At 43.2% G+C, this 19,963-nt stretch carries 21 protein-coding genes and 4 tRNA genes; 10 read left to right on the top strand and 15 right to left on the bottom strand.

What is annotated here, in order from left to right; all coding sequences use genetic code 11:
• Window positions 1-27: 27 nt before the first annotated feature.
• Entirely contained in the window at window positions 28-999 is a 972-nt protein-coding gene (locus tag JCM19037_RS13085) for a hypothetical protein (protein ID WP_042401797.1), read from the bottom strand.
• 200 nt (window positions 1,000-1,199) lie between these two features.
• Between JCM19037_RS13085 and JCM19037_RS13080 the strand changes: the two genes are divergently transcribed.
• Complete coding sequence (locus JCM19037_RS13080; RefSeq protein ID WP_193744758.1) at window positions 1,200-1,532, top strand: nucleoside 2-deoxyribosyltransferase; 333 nt, start codon at window positions 1,200-1,202, stop codon at window positions 1,530-1,532.
• A gap of 633 nt (window positions 1,533-2,165) precedes the next feature.
• On the opposite strand, the gene JCM19037_RS13075 is transcribed toward JCM19037_RS13080, so the two are convergent.
• A complete protein-coding gene (locus JCM19037_RS13075) occupies window positions 2,166-2,480 on the bottom strand; it encodes a hypothetical protein (protein WP_042401794.1) in 315 nt (104 codons plus the stop codon).
• Window positions 2,470-3,030 (bottom strand): RNA polymerase sigma factor, encoded by a 561-nt coding sequence (locus tag JCM19037_RS13070; RefSeq protein ID WP_042401792.1) that lies wholly within the window; start codon window positions 3,028-3,030, stop codon window positions 2,470-2,472. Before JCM19037_RS13070 ends, JCM19037_RS13075 begins: the two co-directional genes overlap by 11 nt.
• A 128-nt stretch (window positions 3,031-3,158) precedes the next feature.
• Here JCM19037_RS13070 and JCM19037_RS13065 point away from each other — a divergent pair, with 128 nt between their 5' ends.
• The 4 genes from JCM19037_RS13065 (at window position 3,159) to JCM19037_RS25835 (ending at window position 4,991) form a co-directional block, all read left to right on the top strand.
• Window positions 3,159-3,470 (top strand): hypothetical protein, encoded by a 312-nt coding sequence (locus tag JCM19037_RS13065; protein ID WP_042401790.1) that lies wholly within the window; start codon window positions 3,159-3,161, stop codon window positions 3,468-3,470.
• Window positions 3,471-3,736: 266 nt separating this feature from the next.
• Complete coding sequence (locus JCM19037_RS13060; protein ID WP_042401787.1) at window positions 3,737-4,372, top strand: tetratricopeptide repeat protein; 636 nt, start codon at window positions 3,737-3,739, stop codon at window positions 4,370-4,372.
• 23 nt (window positions 4,373-4,395) lie between these two features.
• Entirely contained in the window at window positions 4,396-4,830 is a 435-nt protein-coding gene (locus JCM19037_RS13055; protein WP_042401786.1) for a hypothetical protein, read from the top strand.
• A gap of 2 nt (window positions 4,831-4,832) precedes the next feature.
• Window positions 4,833-4,991, top strand: a complete 159-nt coding sequence (locus tag JCM19037_RS25835; protein ID WP_193744098.1) for a hypothetical protein — start codon at window positions 4,833-4,835, stop codon at window positions 4,989-4,991.
• Window positions 4,992-5,228: 237 nt separating this feature from the next.
• Here the strand turns inward: JCM19037_RS25835 and JCM19037_RS13050 are convergent, their stop codons facing one another.
• Entirely contained in the window at window positions 5,229-5,441 is a 213-nt protein-coding gene (locus JCM19037_RS13050; RefSeq protein ID WP_042401785.1) for a hypothetical protein, read from the bottom strand.
• 416 nt (window positions 5,442-5,857) lie between these two features.
• Here JCM19037_RS13050 and JCM19037_RS13045 point away from each other — a divergent pair, with 416 nt between their 5' ends.
• The 3 genes from JCM19037_RS13045 (at window position 5,858) to JCM19037_RS13035 (ending at window position 7,679) form a co-directional block, all read left to right on the top strand.
• Window positions 5,858-6,169, top strand: a complete 312-nt coding sequence (locus tag JCM19037_RS13045) for a hypothetical protein (RefSeq protein ID WP_042401784.1) — start codon at window positions 5,858-5,860, stop codon at window positions 6,167-6,169.
• A gap of 1,016 nt (window positions 6,170-7,185) precedes the next feature.
• Window positions 7,186-7,452: a hypothetical protein gene (locus tag JCM19037_RS13040; RefSeq protein WP_042401783.1), complete on the top strand. Its 267-nt coding sequence runs from the start codon at window positions 7,186-7,188 to the stop codon at window positions 7,450-7,452.
• Entirely contained in the window at window positions 7,449-7,679 is a 231-nt protein-coding gene (locus JCM19037_RS13035; RefSeq protein ID WP_042401782.1) for a hypothetical protein, read from the top strand. Before JCM19037_RS13040 ends, JCM19037_RS13035 begins: the two co-directional genes overlap by 4 nt.
• 370 nt (window positions 7,680-8,049) lie before the next feature.
• On the opposite strand, the gene glmS is transcribed toward JCM19037_RS13035, so the two are convergent.
• The 11 genes from glmS to JCM19037_RS12980 form a co-directional block, all read right to left on the bottom strand.
• Entirely contained in the window at window positions 8,050-9,852 is a 1,803-nt protein-coding gene (glmS, locus tag JCM19037_RS13030) for a glutamine--fructose-6-phosphate transaminase (isomerizing) (protein WP_042401779.1), read from the bottom strand.
• 365 nt (window positions 9,853-10,217) lie between these two features.
• Entirely contained in the window at window positions 10,218-11,564 is a 1,347-nt protein-coding gene (glmM, locus tag JCM19037_RS13025; RefSeq protein ID WP_042401776.1) for a phosphoglucosamine mutase, read from the bottom strand.
• A gap of 44 nt (window positions 11,565-11,608) precedes the next feature.
• Window positions 11,609-12,847, bottom strand: coding sequence for a YbbR-like domain-containing protein (locus JCM19037_RS13020; protein WP_042401774.1), 1,239 nt, complete (start codon window positions 12,845-12,847; stop codon window positions 11,609-11,611).
• Complete coding sequence (cdaA, locus tag JCM19037_RS13015; RefSeq protein WP_042401772.1) at window positions 12,840-13,661, bottom strand: diadenylate cyclase CdaA; 822 nt, start codon at window positions 13,659-13,661, stop codon at window positions 12,840-12,842. The genes JCM19037_RS13020 and cdaA overlap by 8 nt, the downstream gene beginning before the upstream one ends.
• A 396-nt stretch (window positions 13,662-14,057) precedes the next feature.
• Window positions 14,058-14,681 carry an anti-sigma factor gene (locus tag JCM19037_RS13010; protein WP_042401769.1) on the bottom strand — a complete coding sequence of 208 codons (624 nt, stop codon included), beginning with the start codon at window positions 14,679-14,681 and terminating at the stop codon, window positions 14,058-14,060.
• Between the two features lie 17 nt (window positions 14,682-14,698).
• Window positions 14,699-15,262, bottom strand: coding sequence for an RNA polymerase sigma factor SigW (gene sigW, locus JCM19037_RS13005; RefSeq protein WP_042401767.1), 564 nt, complete (start codon window positions 15,260-15,262; stop codon window positions 14,699-14,701).
• A gap of 256 nt (window positions 15,263-15,518) precedes the next feature.
• A tRNA-Gly gene (locus JCM19037_RS13000) sits at window positions 15,519-15,591 on the bottom strand.
• Between the two features lie 47 nt (window positions 15,592-15,638).
• Window positions 15,639-15,713 (bottom strand) — tRNA-Gly (locus JCM19037_RS12995).
• 8 nt (window positions 15,714-15,721) lie between these two features.
• Window positions 15,722-15,806: transfer RNA gene (locus JCM19037_RS12990), tRNA-Tyr, on the bottom strand.
• 72 nt (window positions 15,807-15,878) lie between these two features.
• Window positions 15,879-15,951: transfer RNA gene (locus JCM19037_RS12985), tRNA-Glu, on the bottom strand.
• A gap of 1,370 nt (window positions 15,952-17,321) precedes the next feature.
• A complete protein-coding gene (locus JCM19037_RS12980) occupies window positions 17,322-17,849 on the bottom strand; it encodes a GNAT family N-acetyltransferase (protein WP_193744757.1) in 528 nt (175 codons plus the stop codon).
• Between the two features lie 105 nt (window positions 17,850-17,954).
• Here JCM19037_RS12980 and JCM19037_RS12975 point away from each other — a divergent pair, with 105 nt between their 5' ends.
• Together JCM19037_RS12975 and JCM19037_RS12970 are read left to right on the top strand one after the other, a co-directional pair.
• Window positions 17,955-18,692 (top strand): hypothetical protein, encoded by a 738-nt coding sequence (locus JCM19037_RS12975; protein ID WP_042401764.1) that lies wholly within the window; start codon window positions 17,955-17,957, stop codon window positions 18,690-18,692.
• 51 nt (window positions 18,693-18,743) lie between these two features.
• Window positions 18,744-19,772: an enoyl-CoA hydratase/isomerase family protein gene (locus JCM19037_RS12970; protein WP_042401762.1), complete on the top strand. Its 1,029-nt coding sequence runs from the start codon at window positions 18,744-18,746 to the stop codon at window positions 19,770-19,772.
• The last annotated feature ends 191 nt before the right edge of the window (window positions 19,773-19,963 follow it).

The following is a 19,963-nucleotide window of genomic DNA, read 5'->3' as shown; positions in this document are numbered from 1 at the left end:
AATTGGATAAGTCTTCTGCTAATTCATTCATTTCAAAGAAAGATGGTGCTCTTTTAATATCATAAAACCTCGATTAATTAATGATTCGTCAACTGTTCTTTCTAAATATAGACCACGTGTGACAGAGCACCTAGCTACATATTCTTTTAAACCTAAAGAATGGTCTTCTAGTTCTTTTTCTACCCGTTCCAATAGTTCCTTCCCTTTATCATAAGCCCCTATTTTTAACAATGTATTTGCTAAATTATAACGTGTCTTAACACCGATGATTGTGTTCTTTTGACCTCCTGTGTCTAAAGCTTCACTATACAGATTGATTGCTTCATTAAGTCTTCCGTGGCGATATGAGTTGTTCGCTTTCCCACGAATAGCAAGAGATTTAGCGTAAGGTTCTTGCGTAGCTAACATAATCGCTTGATTCGAGTATTTGTCCGATTTATCGTAGTTCCCTGCTTCTGAATAAACACCAGACTTTAACATCAAAGCATTAATTTTTAGCTTCGTATGTCTTTGTGAGTTCTTAATCATTTCAAATGAATGATTAGCATAACTCAAAGCAGTTAAATTTTGATCCAATCGATAATATACGTGTGCTTGCCTAAAATAAAATTCTGCTTGCTCATTTGTACTTACGTAAACGAGATACTTTTCGGCTTCGCGGTAATATGACAAAGCTTCTATGTACCTTTCTGTATTTGTTGCCAGCAGTCCCTCCATATAGTTATAAAGGTAATTTAGTGTGTTGTCTGTTTCTTCAACATCAACTACCTGAGCTGATATTTGACCATCTAGCCGGTGTAGAATCTGATTTGCAAGCATTTGATGTTTAAAGTTTACTAAATCATAGTATGAAGTTACTTGTTTTGATATCGTATTGAATCGCATTAATTCAGTGATCTGGGCTTGCAATTCTTTAGCCTGCTCCAATTCATAATTAGACAGTAAATTTAACCACTCCCCAATAAGTGTTACCAACTTATTCTCTAATTCTTTAGACAAAAACCAACACCCTTTCAACCAATTGAATAACTGAATACTAAGAAATATCCCCTATTATCTACTCTACACTAAACAGATCACAATTGCACTTTATATTCTAAATTTATAGATAAATATACTTTTTCTTCACTCCTTATTCAGAAATAAAAACTCATCTTGAACATATACAATATTCAGTGCCAGCTATTATGGAGGAGATTATGTCTACATACATTTACTTAGCTTCGGGTTTCTTTAATGAACAGCAATTGAAGAAAGTTGAAATTACCGAGGACATTTTGCGTGGGAAAGGAATTCGGCTGTTTACCCCCCGAGAACATCAGAATGAACAATTTGAATTCGGGTCACTGGAATGGCGCAGCGTCACCTTCGATGACGACCGAGTAGCGATACGATACGCTGACGCCGTCGTCGCCATTTATGACGAACAAGGCCCAGGCACGGTGTGGGAAATTGGGTATACCTATTCACTCGAAAAACCGATCATCATCCTCCAAACTATATCTGAACCTGTCAATATTATGATTCCCTAAAGCCTGCACGTTTACCTTCGCTCCTTCAATCAATTACGATCCATACCTTTTCGAGGCGAGGTGACATAATATGCTAATTCATGTTAATCTTACATACAAATCGTTAACACGTGATCATGGAGAGTGACTAACACCCTGAGTGCTATTGTATAAATGTTCAGTTTAACACTTCCGAACATATACGTGATTCGCATGATGTTCTATCCTTAGAAAAAAGGGTAGCGTTCGTTCTTGCCAATATCGTATTCTTTCTTGATCAAGTATCTTGGAATGCTAAGAGTAATCCCACCACTCACACTACCATTAAGGTAAAACGTGGCATAAAAGGCTTTATGATGACAAGGAGTGAGTCAACATCGACCCGAAAAAGCAACGATCACTCGCACAACGATTTAAATGGTTGGCCATCGCCTTCGGCTCAATCACCGTAGTCATTGCATTTATGAATGTATTTCAAATCTGGCAACGAACGATCGGCGCGCAATGGTCCGCAGCTTTGGGTATCAGCTGCTTAGCATTGTTCTTCGCCTTAAAAGGACATGCACAAAGAAAGATTAACCTACAATCATAGCCGTTTATTTTAATATCATGTCGACAACGCAATCCATTTACATAGGTGGAGTATGCGACTATTTACTCTGCCTCATCTTCTTCTGGGTTCATATGAATCTCCTCTTCCTCTTGTTCATTTCCTGAAGGCCCTTCCTCATCCCCTGGTGACCAGATCGTGATGGGCGCAATCATGAACAGTAGCACAACGACTGCCGGTATAGGAATAAAGATCCTTTTCAAAAAAGTGCGCCGACGATGTTGCTTTCTAGCTTCTTTCACTGCTTCGTGTGCATAAGCCAAGCCTTTCATTCGCGCTTCTTCTTTCATTGACGGCTTCATAGCTGTCATCTTTGATTCAAAGGAATTCCAATCTGTAGGTCGCTGCTCATCCTTCATCCTGCTCAGCCTCCTTACGTGCGAGATCCATCAATTTCTTCTGCGCCCGATACTGGAGCGCCTGAACCGATTTGTATGAACGCTTCATTACTTCTGCTGTTGACTCTATAGAGTTCTCCTCCACAAAACGAAGGAAAAGTACCATGCGGTATTGTTCAGGTAACTGCTGTAACAACGAGATCGTTTCATCGTAACTTTCCTTTGCTGTAACTTGTCGGTCAACAGACGCCCGTTGTGGCATCCTAAGTTCTAAGTCCTCTAACCTTTTTTTTAGAAAACGTTGACGTTTCTGTTTCCTGGATTGGTCTATGATTGCACGGTAGGCGATTGAGAATAACCACGTTTTAAAAGAAGATTGCCTCTTAAATTTATGTAAACCCTGCATTGATTTCCAAAAAACCGTTTGCGTTAACTCTTCTGCATCGTGGTAATCTCCGAGATGAACATAAGCATAGCGAAAAACAGAGTCCACATACTTAAAATATAGTTGCTCAACTGCCCCATCATCCCCGCCCAAAGCTTGCTCTACAAGAATATTATCCTCATACATCGTAGCTACCCTCCCTCTTTGGTTTAGACGCTAGAAGGCAAATATTGTTGCGAATCATCCGCAACAATATTTGCTCATTTACGTCTACACGTATAAGAACGACCCATACAAATACGGAGGTTTGCTAAATGAATAAATGGCTTCTTTACCCAACAACGATCATCAGTAGTGCACTCCTACTTGGAATCTCAACTGATGATGAAGCGACTGACCCCGCTGAAATTTCCAATGAAATTGAGGCTACTGAAGTTGAAGCCGTACCGATTGAAGAAGCGACATCAGAAGAGATCCAAACCTACCAAAACCGTTTATCAGAATCAACAAATGCCGACAGTGCACAAGTGAATTCATTTGGGTATGACACGGTAACTGAAGAACCCGTGAAAGTAACCGCACTGGAAGAAGCAGAGGAAGTGATTTATCGTGAAGTTACTGATTAAATGAGAATAGTTTGGCCTAATCGATCCCTAGCCAATTTTTGCTAGGGTTCTTTGTCTTTACAAAGCGAAAATTTTATTCCCTCCCGATAGAAATTCTAGTTCCTCATTCAACTTCAAATATATACCTTGTCAATATTTGTCTAATTTTAGCTATACAGAGAGAAAAATCGTTAGAAATTGCAATTATTGTAGGAATATAAATGTAAATCGCTTATCATATACACTAGAAAAGCACTAGACCTTTACGTCTTATATGTAGGTGAAGCATGAATCAAAACTCACAAATTGCGTTGCTAGATAAAATGAAAATGTGGTTTAAGTTTGTCGGATTGTTAGACATTGATCAAGCGGAACAATACCGCTCTAGCATTCGTTCTAAATTACAGAACGAACCATTACCAGAAGCCTTTGAGTCAATCTACAGCCTTGTTGAATTTCGCCACCAATTAGTGATCGGTACTTTGCGAAATCACCCTATCCGGCAAAAAGAATACTTGGTTGATGCTGTCGGAGAAATGTTTTTTAATGATTTTCACAAGTACCTGTTCTTCTCAAACCAAGGAATCATACATTTTAACAACAATAATTATATGACCGCTTTGGACTGCTACCGTGAGGCAGAAACAGCACTCATTGATCTTGACTCTATTGAACAAGCCAACTTCTTTTATCGATTTGGGCAAATCTATTATCGACTTCATCAAAACATTGCTGCCTTTAGTTACTTCGAGTCGGCAGCTTTCATCTATGAATTAGAACCGCCATTACGTTATAAACTTGCAAACTGTCAAAACTACATTGCAGCAATCTATTCAGAGTTAAGTCAGATAGAAGATGCAGAGCGGATGTTTTTAAAGGCAATGGAAACCTCAAAGGGGATCACCAACACAACAGGATCGTAAAGCGCACATATGGACTACACCTAATGCGTTATAAGCATTACCACCATGCGAAGCAAGTCATAATATCCTCTCTTGATGATATGAGTAATAACACGACTCTCCAAATAAAATCGAATTTTAATTTAGCTGTCATTCATATACGATTAGGAGAGATCGAGCTTGGTCTTACCAAGTTATCCGCACTAAAAAGCTCCCTTAATCGATTTCATCTTGTCGAACAACAAGCAAAACTTATCATTCTTGAAGGATTATTCCATAAAATGGGGGTGTGCTACGAAACGATTGATCAAGGAATAGATATGATGGTTGAACGTGAATTGTATTTTGAAGCTCATGAAGCTTGTGAGTCTGTCTCTGAAATACTTGAGTCACAATTTAATCAGACGAGCAAAGCGCTAGTATATTTACGACAATCCATGGAATTTGCAAGAAAATTAAACCATATAGGGGGTAGCTAATCATGAAAAAAATTAGTTCATCATTATTCGTATTAGTGCTTGCGATAAGTATGTTGTCGGGATTCTCATCGATGGACGGGTCGTTAGAAGACGGGGTAAGCACGAACTCTATATCGGTAAACGATGCAACTCCGGATGATAAAGCTGATGGCGAAGATTAAAAACCAGGAAAGAGGAAGCATCTGTTCTAAGATTGTTTCCTCTTTTTTTGCAACAATATCTTTAAATGTATTCATCTTCTTTTTTCGGATGGCCCGTTACATTCACGACAAGGACTAGCTAATGCAAATAGAAACCTCAGTTATCGCCACTCTCCATTTTGAAAACCATGACCCCAGTAGCTATGACGGATCCTACTATAAGAACAACACTCACGATCGCCGTCCACATTTCTCCTATCAACCCTTCCAACAGTGTCCTAGCAGTAGAACGACGCCAACAACGATGAGCATGGTTCCGATTGTTTTTGCTACTCGGTCTCTAGAGCTCGTGACGAGATCTTCTGAAAAACCAACCCAAACGAATGAGAGCAAGTGTAGCTTTTTCTTTACACCAATTAAAAATCCAATCATTATTAAAAATACTCCTAGTATATATGCGATGGCATCCATAAAACTAATCCTCCTTTGCACAATTGAAGATGCTCGTTTTTGAAGTCTTTTTGCATCATTCCGTGTGCTAAGCTTCTCTCTAACTACGGTTTTACTCACAGAAAAGATTCGCAATAGTCAATCGTCCCCTTCAAAAAATTGAACTATGCTAAATATAGATCCCATTAAGTTATTCATGATTTTTTAAAAGCCCTCCCTCATTGCAAACTTTCTCGTCACGTTTTGCAAAACGAGTTGGATTCTTACTTAGTACTAATTAAGTTAATCCGTTGTTTTATCGATGGATGTGAATGGGTATTGGTTTCTAACAACCAGTATGTCTTCTTACCAATTTAAGCTGGCCTTTTAACACCTCGGGTTCTCTAAATATCTTGAATGGGTCTCCAACGAACCCGTACTGATAAGGGAGGTTTCCAATGCGTATACTGTTGCCATTAATTCTAATAATTTTTTTAGCCGCGTGTAACGATGATGACTTATCCATTTTCTCTGGTAATGTAACGGAAATAACGTCAGCAAACAATAATTTTAAGTGGGTTTATGTTGAACAAGAGAATGAAGGAAATGAAGACGAAACTACCATTATCTTTTCTGTTCCACCTGAGATGCATGAAGAAATTGAAGTTGGTGATGATATTACCGTTTACTATGATGAGTATGTCGGCAGAAATGACTCTTTACCGCCGCAGCAATTTGGTGTTGAGAGAATTGAGTTCACTGGGAATTAGAGATGGAGGAGTGAGGATTTCTTTCATAGGTTTTTGTACTGAGGAATTCAATTAATGAAAGAGTATTACTCCCCTTTGTTTTCTTTTACACCTGAAATATAACGAAAAAAATTACAGCCAAGCCTATTGTTAACAAAGCTATGGCAATAACTACTTTTAGAATATATAGTTCCTGTAAATGAGATGTAACCGAGTTGCGTGTTATAACATCGTTCGATACAATAACACCACTACCTGTTGTCCACTATAAAATAGAATACACTAGGAAGCCTGTGACAACTAATGATATAACTAACAAAAGTCTTAATCACTCCAAGAAAGAATTATATCCCCCCTGAATATATTGAATACACATTATTATCATAAAAGTTAATGAACGAAACATCAATTGAATACCTAGTATTCCGGAGTACATTCCCCTGTACACACACTGTAGTTCAGAATTTGTAAAGTTAAACCCATCTATATAAGTTGAACGAAAGAATTTCACTGAATCCGATGACCGAGATCGGTCTTTAAAGGCAAACGCCTACCGATCGTTGTTCGTTACTGCAAGGGTTGCGGGAAACATAGAAGACGTTTGCTGAATGGTAAAAAGTCGTGACCGATGGTCACCACCTGACGCAAGCGCGTGATCTCCTGTCACGTATGTGACAATCCAGCCTCAAACCGGGCACTTTCGGCACGCAACTGTCACAAATCGCACGATTTGTGACAGTTGACACCGTTTATGTGCGCATTCACGTTTAAAATCATGATTTTCTTTCCCAAGTGTCACAAAAATGAATATATGGGTCATTTCGGCTTCTTTCCACACCATGACCAGTAGGCCAGAAACGTGAACCGTTTCGTCGTTATGCTCTAGAGTGTCAAGAAAATACGGTGGGCGTCTTTTGACCACCGATGTTGCCCTTGTGCTCTGGAGTACAAGCATCCGCCTGCAGTGAAAAGCAACAACAAACTGCGCAATTAGGAAAATATCACGTTCATTCTATATTGAAACGAGGACGTTATTGATGAAGAATATTGTAATCGGAGTTCTTGGTGTGGGCTTTGCAGTAAGTCTCATATTTAATTTATTTCTAATTAATGAAGAGCAAAATCGAATTCATGGATTTACTTCTTATATCAGTGAATTTAGGAGTCAGGTGAGCGGGGCTTCATATGCAGCTCAATTGCACTTAGAACATCAAACAGATGAATCATACCACCATTTGTTAATGGAGGTAAAACAACTGGAAAATTTGTGGGTGAAGGGCCCTCATTCTTTCAGAACGGAATGAGCAGTCCTAGCCCATTAGAGCCGTGGGGTAAGTTACATAGAGTTATTATTGGTGAAACGAGTGAAGAGTATGAGTTTAACTCACCACAAGGGTTAAGCGAAGAAGAAGAACAATTCTTAGAGGAGATTAGTGACACGTTTTCTCATATTGATTACAAGATTAGGGAGAAAGGAACTTTGACTGTAGAAGAATACAACGATATCATACGCGAATTACCACCCACTTAAGGGCATTTAACATTTCAGTGGTATCATTGTGGCAGAACAAACTTGGCAGATCGTTGCTTTAGTCTTTGCGCCCCAATTAGGTTTAGCATCTAAATACTTATCAGTTACTCTCTTACTTTTTATCGCGCCATCAGCAATATCGTCACTTAAACCTATCGGTTTTTTTACTACTATGCTACGCATGCTGTAAGTTTGCGATTATATAATATTCTTAATTCACTCCATATAAAATCATCCGATGATTGCACCCTACCCCCAAGCCGCTCAGCTTACAAACTTAAATGCTGAAAGCCCGAATGACGGGGACTGACTTGCGTGATCTATAATTATTCATGAAAAAAACCGCCCGCAACGCGGACGGCTCACTACTTTATTCTACGGTAACGCTCTTAGCGAGGTTACGTGGTTTATCTACATCACAGCCGCGGTGTAGGGCTGCGTAGTAAGAAATGAGTTGGAGCGGGATGACGGATACGAGCGGTGTCAAGTAGTTGTGCACGTTCGGTACAACGACTTGGTCATCTGGGCGGTGCGTGCCTTCCATGCTGACGACGCACGGGTTGGCGCCGCGGGCAACGACTTCTTGGAGGTTGCCGCGAATGTTCAGGTTGACGCTCTCTTGAGTAGCCAGTGCGATGACCGGTGTTCCTTCTTCGATGAGCGCGATCGTGCCGTGCTTTAATTCGCCACCTGCAAACCCTTCGGCTTGGATATATGAGATTTCTTTAAGCTTTAATGCGCCTTCTTGAACGACGTGATAGTCAAACCCTCTTCCGATAAAGAAAGCATTGCGCGTCTCTAGCAAGAAGTCGCGGGCGATCTGCTCCATGTCGTCTTTGGAATCGGTAAGTGTCTCCATTGCATTGGCAACGATGCTCAATTCATGAATCGCATCAAAGTCACTGTCAATCCCCGCTGCTTGGGCAGCATCCATCGCCAAGATCGATAATACCGCCATTTGCGCCGTGTATGCTTTCGTTGAAGCGACGGCAATTTCTGGGCCGGCATACGTGTACAAGGCGTGATCAGCTTCACGGTCAAGTGTTGAGCCAGGAACATTGGTGATCGTTACTGACGGATGTCCCGCTCGTTTGACGTTTACGAGCACGCCGCGGCTGTCTGCCGTTTCTCCACTTTGAGAAATGAAGATGAACAGCGGTTGTTTTGACAAGAGTGGCTGGTTGTATAGAAATTCGCTTGCGATATGCACTTCAACGGGAATACCCGCAACATTCTCAAGCAATTCTTTACCGACAAGGCCAGCGTGATAACTCGTGCCCGCAGCAATAATATAAATGCGGTCCGCTTCGGTTACAGCTGAACGAATATCTTTGGACAGTTTAATCTCATTGTCCTCATCTTGGTACTGCTGGATGATGTTTCGGATGACGAATGGCTGCTCATCGATCTCTTTGAGCATGAAGTGCGCATACGTCCCTTTCTCCGTGTCGCTCTCATCCAATTCTGCTTCGAATGATTCGCGCTCAACCAGCGTACCGTCCAGCTTTTTGATTTGGATTCCATCACGGTTTAAGATCACCATTTCTTCATCCATCAGTTCAACAAACGTTTTCGTCACATGAAGCATCGCCATTGAGTCAGACGCGACAACGTTGGCATCGTCGCTAAGACCAACGAGCAACGGGCTCTTGTTCTTACCGACATAAATCGTGTCATGGTCCTCTTCATCAAGAAGGGCAATGGCATAAGATCCTTCCAACAAAGCAAGCGTTTTTCGGAACGCTTCTTCTGTACTTATGCCTGTTGCAGCAAACGTTTCGATGATCTGTACAATGACTTCTGTGTCTGTGTCACTGACGAGATTCACACCTTGAAGATATTCAGCTTTGAGCTCTTCAAAGTTCTCAATCACACCATTGTGTACAAGTGTATAGCGCTCCGTTGTACTTTGGTGAGGGTGCGCATTCGTAATGTTGGGTACACCGTGCGTCGCCCAACGTGTATGACCGACACCGATTGTGCCTTTCGGGTCTTGAATGTCTGCTTTTTCGCGAAGGGTCGCGATGCGTCCCTTTTCTTTCACAACTTCTACGTGCTCGTCTACGATTGCGAGCCCTGCAGAGTCATATCCGCGATACTCAAGCTTTTCCAACCCTTTTAATAAAATATCTTTCACCGCTTGTGATCCTACATAGCCTACGATTCCACACATAAATGATTCCTCCATTATGGGGACGAGGACAATGCTGTTCACTGGGGACAGTTGTCACACGTCCCCGCTCCGTTTATTTAAATTCACATGTGCCAATGTGTGTTCTTTGTACGAAAAGTCGCCTCTTCGTTTTCAGTACACGCTTGCGGTCATGACATATAACCGGGAGGTATCCGCCGATGTTCGATAAACCTCCTCCTCGTCAACTGTTTTATCTTCGTCCAAAACAGTCCGGGCGCTTATGAATCTATTTTGTATAATCCCGATGCTCCTTTCTATGTTTGAATAACATGGCAATCGTACTACACGTTTGAGACGAGCGTCAATCAAAAAAGGCTGAGTAGAAATCAGCCCCACAATTAGTGTTATGACTGATTTCCGAGCTGCTCTTGAATGACTGCTGAAATCTCGTTTACATATTGTACGCATAGTGCGTCACTTTCTGCTTCGACCATCACACGAACGAGTGGTTCAGTCCCAGACGGACGAACGAGAACTCTGCCATTCCCATTCATTTGCGTCTCGACAGCTGCAATGATTTCTTTCACAGCATCATTGTCTTGAACTGCGTGTTTATCAACGACACGAATGTTCTCTAATCTCTGTGGAAAGGTTTGAACTTCTGCAGCGAGCTCCGAAAGTTTCTTGCCTTTCACTTTCATGATATTCACAAGTTGCACAGCGGTTAACATACCATCGCCCGTTGTTGTGTGATCGAGGAAAATAATGTGCCCAGATTGCTCACCGCCAAGGCTGTATCCACCTTCACGCATTCTTTCCATCACATATTTATCACCAACGGCTGTTTGCGTTGACTGAATACCTGCTTGGTCTAACGCTTTGTATAACCCAAGGTTACTCATGACCGTCGTTACAATGGTATTGTGGGCAAGCATCGCTTCTTCTTTCAAGTACTTCCCGCAAATATAAAGAATTTTATCGCCATCTACTAGCTGTCCATTTTCATCAACAGCAATGAGGCGATCCGCATCTCCATCAAAGGCAAGCCCAATGTCGGCTTCTTTCTCACGCACGAGTTGTACGAGCTTTTCAGGGTGGGTAGAACCCACGCCGTCATTAATGTTCGTTCCATCTGGACTATTACCGATGGTGGAAATGTCTGCGTCTAAGTCTGCAAACATCCTCGGTGCGACAGAAGCAGCTGCACCGTGTGCACAATCGAGCGCAATGTGGATGCCTGTAAACTCTTCATCACTCGTTTGTTTTAAATATTGAACGTACTTCTGGACACCTTCGTAGTAGCTACTTACACTTCCTAGACCGGTGCCTGTCGGACGTGGGAGCGTGTCTTCTTGATCAACAAGGGCTTCGATTTCTTCCTCTTGCTCTCGTGACAACTTAAATCCATCACTGCCGAAGAATTTAATGCCGTTGTCTTCTACTGGGTTGTGTGATGCGGAAATCATAATCCCTGCCTCCGCATTCACAGCTTTCGTAAGAAAGGCAACACCCGGTGTAGTGATGACACCAAGCTTCATAACTTCTGCACCAATCGAGAGCAGCCCTGAGACTAATGCGCCTTCAAGCATTGTTCCAGAAATTCTCGTGTCTCTCCCAATTAGCACTTTCGGCTGCTTGTCATCTTTGGCTAACACATACCCACCGGCACGCCCTAAGCGGAACGCTAGCTCCGGGGTTAACTCTGTGTTTGCTACACCTCTTACACCATCTGTGCCAAAATACTTACCCATTTCAATATCTCTCCTTCATGCTTACCCTGTTATAAACTATTCAACTAATCGCTTTCTGTTATCTCAACAGGCACATCATCGATCTCTACCGAGTAATCAAAGTCATTTGGACCCTCGATTTGAATAGGTTTACGCGTTTCCCCAGTTTCCAATTGTTCATCCTCAAAATCGATATACAGGCGTAAGTTCTCTTCACTAAACTCCTGTAATTCCTCTTCATCCCCATGTACGTTGACTGTATATGTTTCAGCTTCTCCTGCGGGTATTGCCGCATCGAATCCCGCAGGCAGGTTATCGAAGTCAAGTGGCATTTCTATACTCATCACATCTTCAGCATCTGTCACTTCAATTTCAAGTGTGACCACTTCCGGCCGAACGTGCTCTACACCATCTGGAACGGGCACTTCGACTTCCCGGACTTCACTTTCGGTCACACCCGACAAATCAAGCGTTCCTAAAAAGATGGATTCAATATCTTCGATTTGGTCGATTGGGCCATAAATCGTCGCCGTTTCTGTATCGATGCTCATGTCAATGAGTTCGAGTCCTTCCGGCAAGTCTCCCTCGATGTCATAGTCAAGCGCCACTTCAGCGGAAGGACGTATGATCGGAACTTCAACTTCTACTGTCTCTGGTGCCACATTCGTATCCAACTGTTCACCATATGGACCATACACAATGACATCAACCGTTTGCGTAATCGTCTCTTCGGCACCCGCAACATCAATGAACGCTTGCAGTGAACTAATGTTGTCCAGAACAGAGGCGCCTGCATTGACTTCAACTTCTCCTGGCGTAACTTCTGGCTCACCAACAGTATGTCCTTCTGCTATTTGATCTTCATTCATTAATTCCACTTCCACCGGAAGCGTGACCGACTGCCGTTCTTCAAGTACGACTCGCACCGTATTCGGTTCGACGCTGACCGTCAACCCACTCGGGAAGTTCGCCGTCTCTACATCTACTGTGTGAACCCCTTCTGCATACCCTTCCAAATCAACATAAATCTCATAGGAAGGGTTGGTTACTTGGAATAGCGTCAGCGCACTTTGTGTTCCTGACACCCTTACGTCAATGTCATCATCAATCTCCGCAATCGCATACTGCTCATTGTCGTAATACACTTGGAGCTCTGCTTCGCTGAGGGAGATCTGCTCGGTACTCATAACTGGCGTCGTACCTGGATTTCCAACATCTTCAAGGTTGACGAAAAGAAAGAGCATCGTTGCAATAAGCAAAGAAACAAACTTTAAAAACCAGTGATTATTGAAGAGCCTATCCATCTTTTCGCCCTCCCCATTGCCAGAATGATGCATTCGATGACTTCGTATTTTTTAGAAGTTGATTTTCCAACATTTTCCTTATCGTATCATCGTCCAAATCCCGGTGCAATTCTCCGTTTTTCGTTACAGAAATTGCTCCTGTTTCTTCAGAAACCGTTATTGTAATTGCATCGGTTACTTCACTCACACCAATCGCAGCCCGGTGTCTTGTGCCAAGTTCTTTTGAAATAAACGGGTTCTCAGAAAGAGGCAAATAACAAGCCGCTGCTTCTAATATGTTGTTCTTAATAATCACCGCACCGTCATGAAGCGGGGCGTTAGGCATGAAGATATTGGTGACGAGCTCTGTAGAAATTTGAGCTTTCACTGGCACACCCGTTTCAATATAGTCGTTCATTCCCGTTTCATTTTCAATGGAAATCAAGGCGCCAATTCTACGCTTCGCCATGTATTTCAATGACTTCATTAATGCTTCAATCGTGTTAACGGAATTCTGCTCTTCTGGTGTTGGGCCTCGTCCGAATAAACGCCCTCTTCCTAGTTGCTCCAATGCTCTTCGCATTTCAGGTTGGAAGATAATAATAATGGCGAGGACTCCATACGTAATCACCAAGTTCATAATAAATGACATCGTATGTAAACCGAAGAAGTTACTCAGAAAACCGGCAGCTAGAATAACCGTAATTCCTTTTAGTAATTGTACCGCTCTTGTACCACGTACAATCGAAATTAATTTATAGACAACAAACGTAACGAGCAAAATATCAACAATTCTGCGTATCCACGTTAAAAGTTCGAAATCCTCACCAAACATTGATCTTCCTCCCATTAGGATATAAACGAGAAACCTCGAGAGGTTAGCACGCAACCATTATAACATAGCTGAAACCCGATGTTATCATTTCCAATGCGCCGCCCCATCCTCAGTATATCTCTGGCAAGTTTCTCCTATCCCTCCTGATTGTAGAAACGAGTTCCACTACACTTATTCCTACGACAATCGTAATCCCTCGTTACACGATTTTCCAATAAAAACCGCCTAAAACTACGGAATTTTAGCGGAAGAATCGTGAGAAATTAACGCATTTCGTTTTTTGGAGGATTTAGAAGGAAACACAAAAAAGCGACCCGGCACAATTCGTACCCGGATGCATTTTTGTACATTCTTCCCGCTTAATGGGGAGTGATGCACGAACGCATCACTCCATGCTTACGAATCATCCCCAGTCGTCAAGCCTGAGAAAAGCGATTTCGTCTCGTACCAAATCCACGAAAGAATTTCATTAATCTCTTCGACATTGCCCGCAACATTGCCAGCAGATGCCATATATTGTTCACCATTAATGACGGTGAGATCACCTTCTACTTCACCTTGTACGTCAACATTCCCATTCGTAACCGTTAAGTCTCCTGCAACGGTTTCGCCTTCAGGAATAATGACGGTGTTCGTTTCATAATTCACATGCACGTCGCCAGTCGCTCCTCGGACCATGACGTCATCTCCACTCATGCCGGACCAGTTTACCCATACCATCGAGGACATGAGCACAAGGAATACAGAAGCCGCCACGAGCATCGGGTGGTTTCTTGACCAGCGCTTCCAAGCAACAGAGCGTTTCTTTCGTTTCGGCAATGCATCCATCACGCTTTCTGTAAACTTACAAGGCGCGGTAATATGTGAAGCGCTCTGTACGAGCGCAATTGATTTCTTCACTTCATCATAATGGGATTTGCAATCTCCGCATTCACGCAAATGCTCATACAGTTGCATTCGCTCATCCCGGGTTAAGTCACCATCGAAATATCGCTGAATACGCTCACTGCTGCAGCTCATGTTGCCTTTCCCCCTTACTACCATTTTTTCAATCGCTTCCTTAGTGCCTCTCGTCCCCGATGAACGTGGGTTTTTATCGTACCTACAGGAAGATCAAGAATTTCACTCATTTCCTGCAAGGAGAGGTCTTCCATATACTTAAGAATAATCGCAGCGCGATATTTAGGAGGAAGTGCATTGATTTCTTCTTGAATCGACGCTTGCCATTCAAGGGTCACGACTTGCTCATCTGGAAGGGCGTCTGTTGCCGCCAATTGCGAGTACCCATCCAATCCTTCCGTCCCGCTCACCTCAGCATCTAGCGAGTAGTCCGGCTTTTTCTTTCGGAGCTTGTCGATACTTAAATTGGTAGCAATTCGAAACAGCCACGTCGAAAACTTCCGATTGGTATCGTACCGGTCGATGTTCGTGTAGGCACGGATAAAGGCTTCCTGTGCAACATCCTGTGCTTCTTGGGCGTTGCCGACCATGCGATAGGCTATTTGATATACTTTATCTTTATACGCTTCAACAATTTGAGCAAAAGCCTCTGGGTCTCCGGCCTTCACTTCCTTTATGCATTGCTTTAACCAATCGTCCATCCCTATCCCGCCTTACGTCCGTTCTGTATGATTACGTCCCTGTCTATGTATAGGTTTCATTTATTTTTTTGATTGTATAAATAGTAAAGAGGTCTTCATTATTCACAAAATAGTTCGCAACCTTCTTAGTGTACCACGGGATCAAAGGGTGGGTATCATCTTAATAATTTTTTAAAAAGGGAGAGACCTTTTCGGTTAGTAAAACATAAAAAAGAGAGCGGAACAAGGTTGTTCTACTCTCTTGAGTTCATATGTATGGAGCGGGTGATGGGAATCGAACCACATCATCAGCTTGGAAGGCTGAGGTTTTACCACTAAACTACACCCGCAAACTGGGAACATTTACTATGTTATCACAAAACGATTCGGTAAGCAATGGAGCGGGAGACGGGATTCGAACCCGCGACCCCCACCTTGGCAAGGTGGTGTTCTACCACTGAACTACTCCCGCATGTGAAATGGTGGAGGGGGACGGATTCGAACCGCCGAACCCTGAGGGAGCGGATTTACAGTCCGCCGCGTTTAGCCACTTCGCTACCCCTCCATAAGAGTATAAGTAAATGATAAAACCAGCAAAATCGTTTGCTGGAGCCTTTATATTGCTATAGATAATTATTGGTGACCCGTGCGGATTCGAACCCGCGTTACCGCCGTGAAAGGGCGGTGTCTTAACCCTTGACCAACGGGCCGGACGCTTACGTCTCTTGCTGACAAAATATATTATATGATCTCCACAACGAAAATGCAATAGTTTTTCTCAAAAAAAAATTTATACATTTGTTTAGGAGCAAAATAAATCATTGATTTCGCAGCTAAATGCTTGATGAGACAAGTTTTTTTGAAACTAGATAGAGATTGAACTTTCGATTTACCGCGCGTACAGTGCTTGGTGTTTGAGGTGGATGTTTATACAAGGACGGCAGAGACACCCCCGTTTGTCATCGAAAAATACAATAGCTAGCATGAGCTAGCTGAGCCGAATTATGTGAAGGGTTCCATTTGGCGTGAGCATATCATTATTCTGTAGTGCGATTTCTATATAAACTGCACTCAAGAAATTCACTAGTGCTTGAAATTGTAACTCATCAAACCTCCTTACCATTCTCTCGGCATAAAAATTCTGCGACTCTTTTCTGCCATAAAGGCTAGTGAGACATCTTCATGAGTCACGCCAACGTCCGGTCGGTGTATCTTCGGCGCCGGTGGGACCGATAGTTGCGAACTCCTGAGGTTTATATGAATAAACAGCGTTGACGTCCATAGAAACGAACGTTCATAGACTAGCGAGCATCAGCTTGACTGCGGTGTTCTAAATCGACCTAGATAAGTTGAACGAAAGAATTTCATTAAGAACCAATTGTAAACTTAGAAAATGGAAACTGTGCTCGAGTTGCAACCGAACTGTTCTCAAGTTGAGGAAAATCGCGGGGGAAGCCTTCTATTCTCATAAACTAGGGAACAGAATGAGCAAACTCGGTAACAGATTACCGGGTCATGTGTACATCCCCGCCTCGAAGTACCCACAAGACGTCGGCGCGAGCCGCGCCGAATCGAGTGCGGTTTCGTTTCGGCCTGCGGGGCCGACGTGTCGTTAGTACTTCAGCCAGAATCTGCGCGCAAAATGGCACCCAGCACCGCGCTACCCCCTCCACCCAACAGTGCAAATCAAGAAAATGCTAAGTTCATTGCATATAGATCGTTTTGGGGTGTGATCTAGATCGCCAATCTCCTAAAAATAACCAAATGTTATGCAGTTAGAACTGTTGCTGAGCACACACTACCTCAACATCGGTAGAGAGCAGGTGAAAACTTAAAATCAAATTTCTAATACCTGGATGTCGGAAGTTCCTATTCGCGTGGCTCGCTCGGTTCGATGCTGAAGCGAACATAGCAGCTGCGTAACATTATTTAATTAAAATATTGATAGATATAATTTTCAATCATAAATTTCTTAAATCAGGAAAAATCTAATCATTGCATCAAGTGCGGTAAGATTTACGCTTCTAACCTCGCGCAAGCGGCAATTCTATGTTCAAATACTGGGCTATTATTTCCTCGATCAGCTCTTGTGTTCGTCCATGAGTAAACCCACCAAAACCGTGTCTTCATACTGTCCGTCCACCCATTCATTGTCACGAAGCGTACCTTCAATCTGAAACCCGCACTTCTCATAACATTTGATCGCCCTAATGTTGCCTGCCCACGTGTCTAGTTGGAAGCGACGAACCGCAATGGTTTTATGCAAATACTCTACAAGCAGTTGCATCGCTTCGCTACCAAATCCTCGGTCCCAATAATCACGGTCACCAATAACCATACCAACCGTGCAACTGTTCGTTAATGGGTGGTACTCGCGGTAATCACAATACCCGATAAACCGATCTTCATGATAGATTGAATAGATTCTTCCTTTTTCTAGTGAATTGGCTTGTTGGTAATGAGTACCATACCAGCTTTCCATTTGCTCAATCGTCAGACCTGACCAAAGGTGGGCATTCGTTCCTGCCGCAAGCTTGGCAAGTAGCGGATCGTTCCTCCACTCAATCATCGTCTCTAACTCTTCTCTTTTTGGTGCTCGTAACTCCACGTGGTTTCCTTTTATCATTTGCGGTTTGGACCTCATTTCCACTAATTTTCTGATAATATAGTAAGTGTACATCATCTTTATAATTTTCTGCAATCGGGGGTCATCATGGCATTATACGGAGAGTTTAAAAAGGAAGATTGGCTTCGCTCGTTGAATTTACAAGAGTCGGACATTCCAACTTCGACAATTATTCATGGAGAGTTTCTTCATGAGACGAATTTGCTTTATTGGGAAGGAACGCTCGATCAATCTCGTGCACCAGCGTGGAACTTAAGATTTGGTAATATGAAGAACAAAAATATCGCATATGCAAATGTGTATGGCAGTCCGATGGCAGCCACGGTTGTGCACCCTCTCGCCATTTGTGGCTGTGAACGATTCATTCAAACCGGCTACTTCGGAGGACTACAGGCTGACTTAACCTATGGAGAAGTCTTGCTCGTAACATCTGCGGAAAAAGACGACGGCGTGTCGGATAAGTACGGGCCTGCGAAGACGAGCCCAGCACTGTTGGAAGCTGCCCAAGCGTTTTGTGAAGAAAATAACATTGCTTACCGACTAGGCTCAATTGTCACCACAGGTAGCTACATTTATGAAACGGCACCGATGATTGAACGCTGGGCTGCTGTTGGTCATACCGGTGTTGAAATGGAGGCGGCTGCAACGCTTGCCATTGCTGCTCAATACGGGCGGGAAGCGATTGCTGTGTTAAGCATGTCAGACCACTTGCCAAGTCAACATACGTTTTACAATGCGACAGAAGAACGAGCCGAGTTAGAAGAGCAAGCCGAAGAGAATGTTCGTCGCATCGCTAAACATTTGGCAACGCTTACTCGGGCATAGATCTTGCATTGATATACCATGATGCATACTACGGAAAAGGAAGTGAAAAGAATGAGCGTTAACGTTCACGTAAATGATCGAGGGTTGGCTACTTTGGAATTGGATCGACCGAAAGCAATCGGTTCCCTTAATCATGAAATGGTCCAAACGATTCAAGAGCAGCTTGAACATTGGAAGAACGATGACCACGTCAAAGTAATTCTTCTAAAAGGAAACAGCGAAAAAGGTTTTTGCGCAGGCGGTGACATTAAGACACTCGCAAACGCGAATAAGAGCGACGAAGATTTTGAGCGAGCCCGTCAGTTTTTCCTCGATGAGTACGCGCTGGATGCTGATATTGCCAACTACAAAAAACCGATCGTTGCTCTCTTGCACGGTGTCGTAATGGGTGGTGGCGTCGGCTTGTCTCAAGGAGCAAGTCACCGCATCGTCACGCACAATACGAAGTGGGCCATGCCAGAAATGAACATTGGCTTCTTTCCAGATGTCGGCGCTGCTTATTACCTAAATCAAGCTCCTGGTTACTCCGGAACGTACCTTGCTTTAACCGCTAAGGTCATCCCAGCAGAAGATGCTCTCTACATCGGTGCCGCAGACTATTACGTCGATGATGTCACCTGTGTAGAAGAAACGCTTCGCAGTAAGAACTGGATGAACATTGATGCGCCAAGAGAAACACTCGATCAACTGCTCAAAGACGTGAGTGGAGAACCGAAACCGAGTGCACTCGCCGCCAAGCAAACACTCATCGATGAATTCTTTCATTTACATCAAGTCGAAGACATCGTGAAAAAGCTACGCGACTCTGGCGGAGAATTTGCAATGAAAACCGCTGACACGCTTGAATCGAAATCTCCCGTTTCTTTAAAAGTAACTTTGCGACATATGCTAGAAAGCGCACACCAGTCACTGGAAAAGGTATTGGAAGCGGACGCGACTCTGGCGATGAACTTCTTAAAAGCAGACGACTTCTACCGAGGAGTCGAGTCTGTTCTTATTAAAAAGGACAACAATCCACAATACACGTACCGCACATTGGAAGAAGTTAGTGAAGATGTGGTAGATCAATACTTCAAATAAAGGCAAAGTGCAGGGATTGCAGGGGCGTGGGTGTTCGGTAGTTGGTGTGCGCTTCGGTGTCGATTACGTGCACTCCCTTGTCGAAAGCGTGCACTCTGGTGTCGAAAGTGTGCACTCCGGTGTCGATTACGTGCACTCTGATGCCGAAAGCGTGCACTTGCTCAGCGGAGGGTGCGCGGGCGGGTTAGGGC

Origin of the sequence: Geomicrobium sp. JCM 19037 (genome assembly GCF_000698105.1) — a bacterium.
In the GTDB taxonomy this organism is placed as follows: domain Bacteria; phylum Bacillota; class Bacilli; order Bacillales; family Marinococcaceae; genus Geomicrobium_A.
This window is presented reverse-complemented; position numbering and strand designations above follow the sequence as displayed.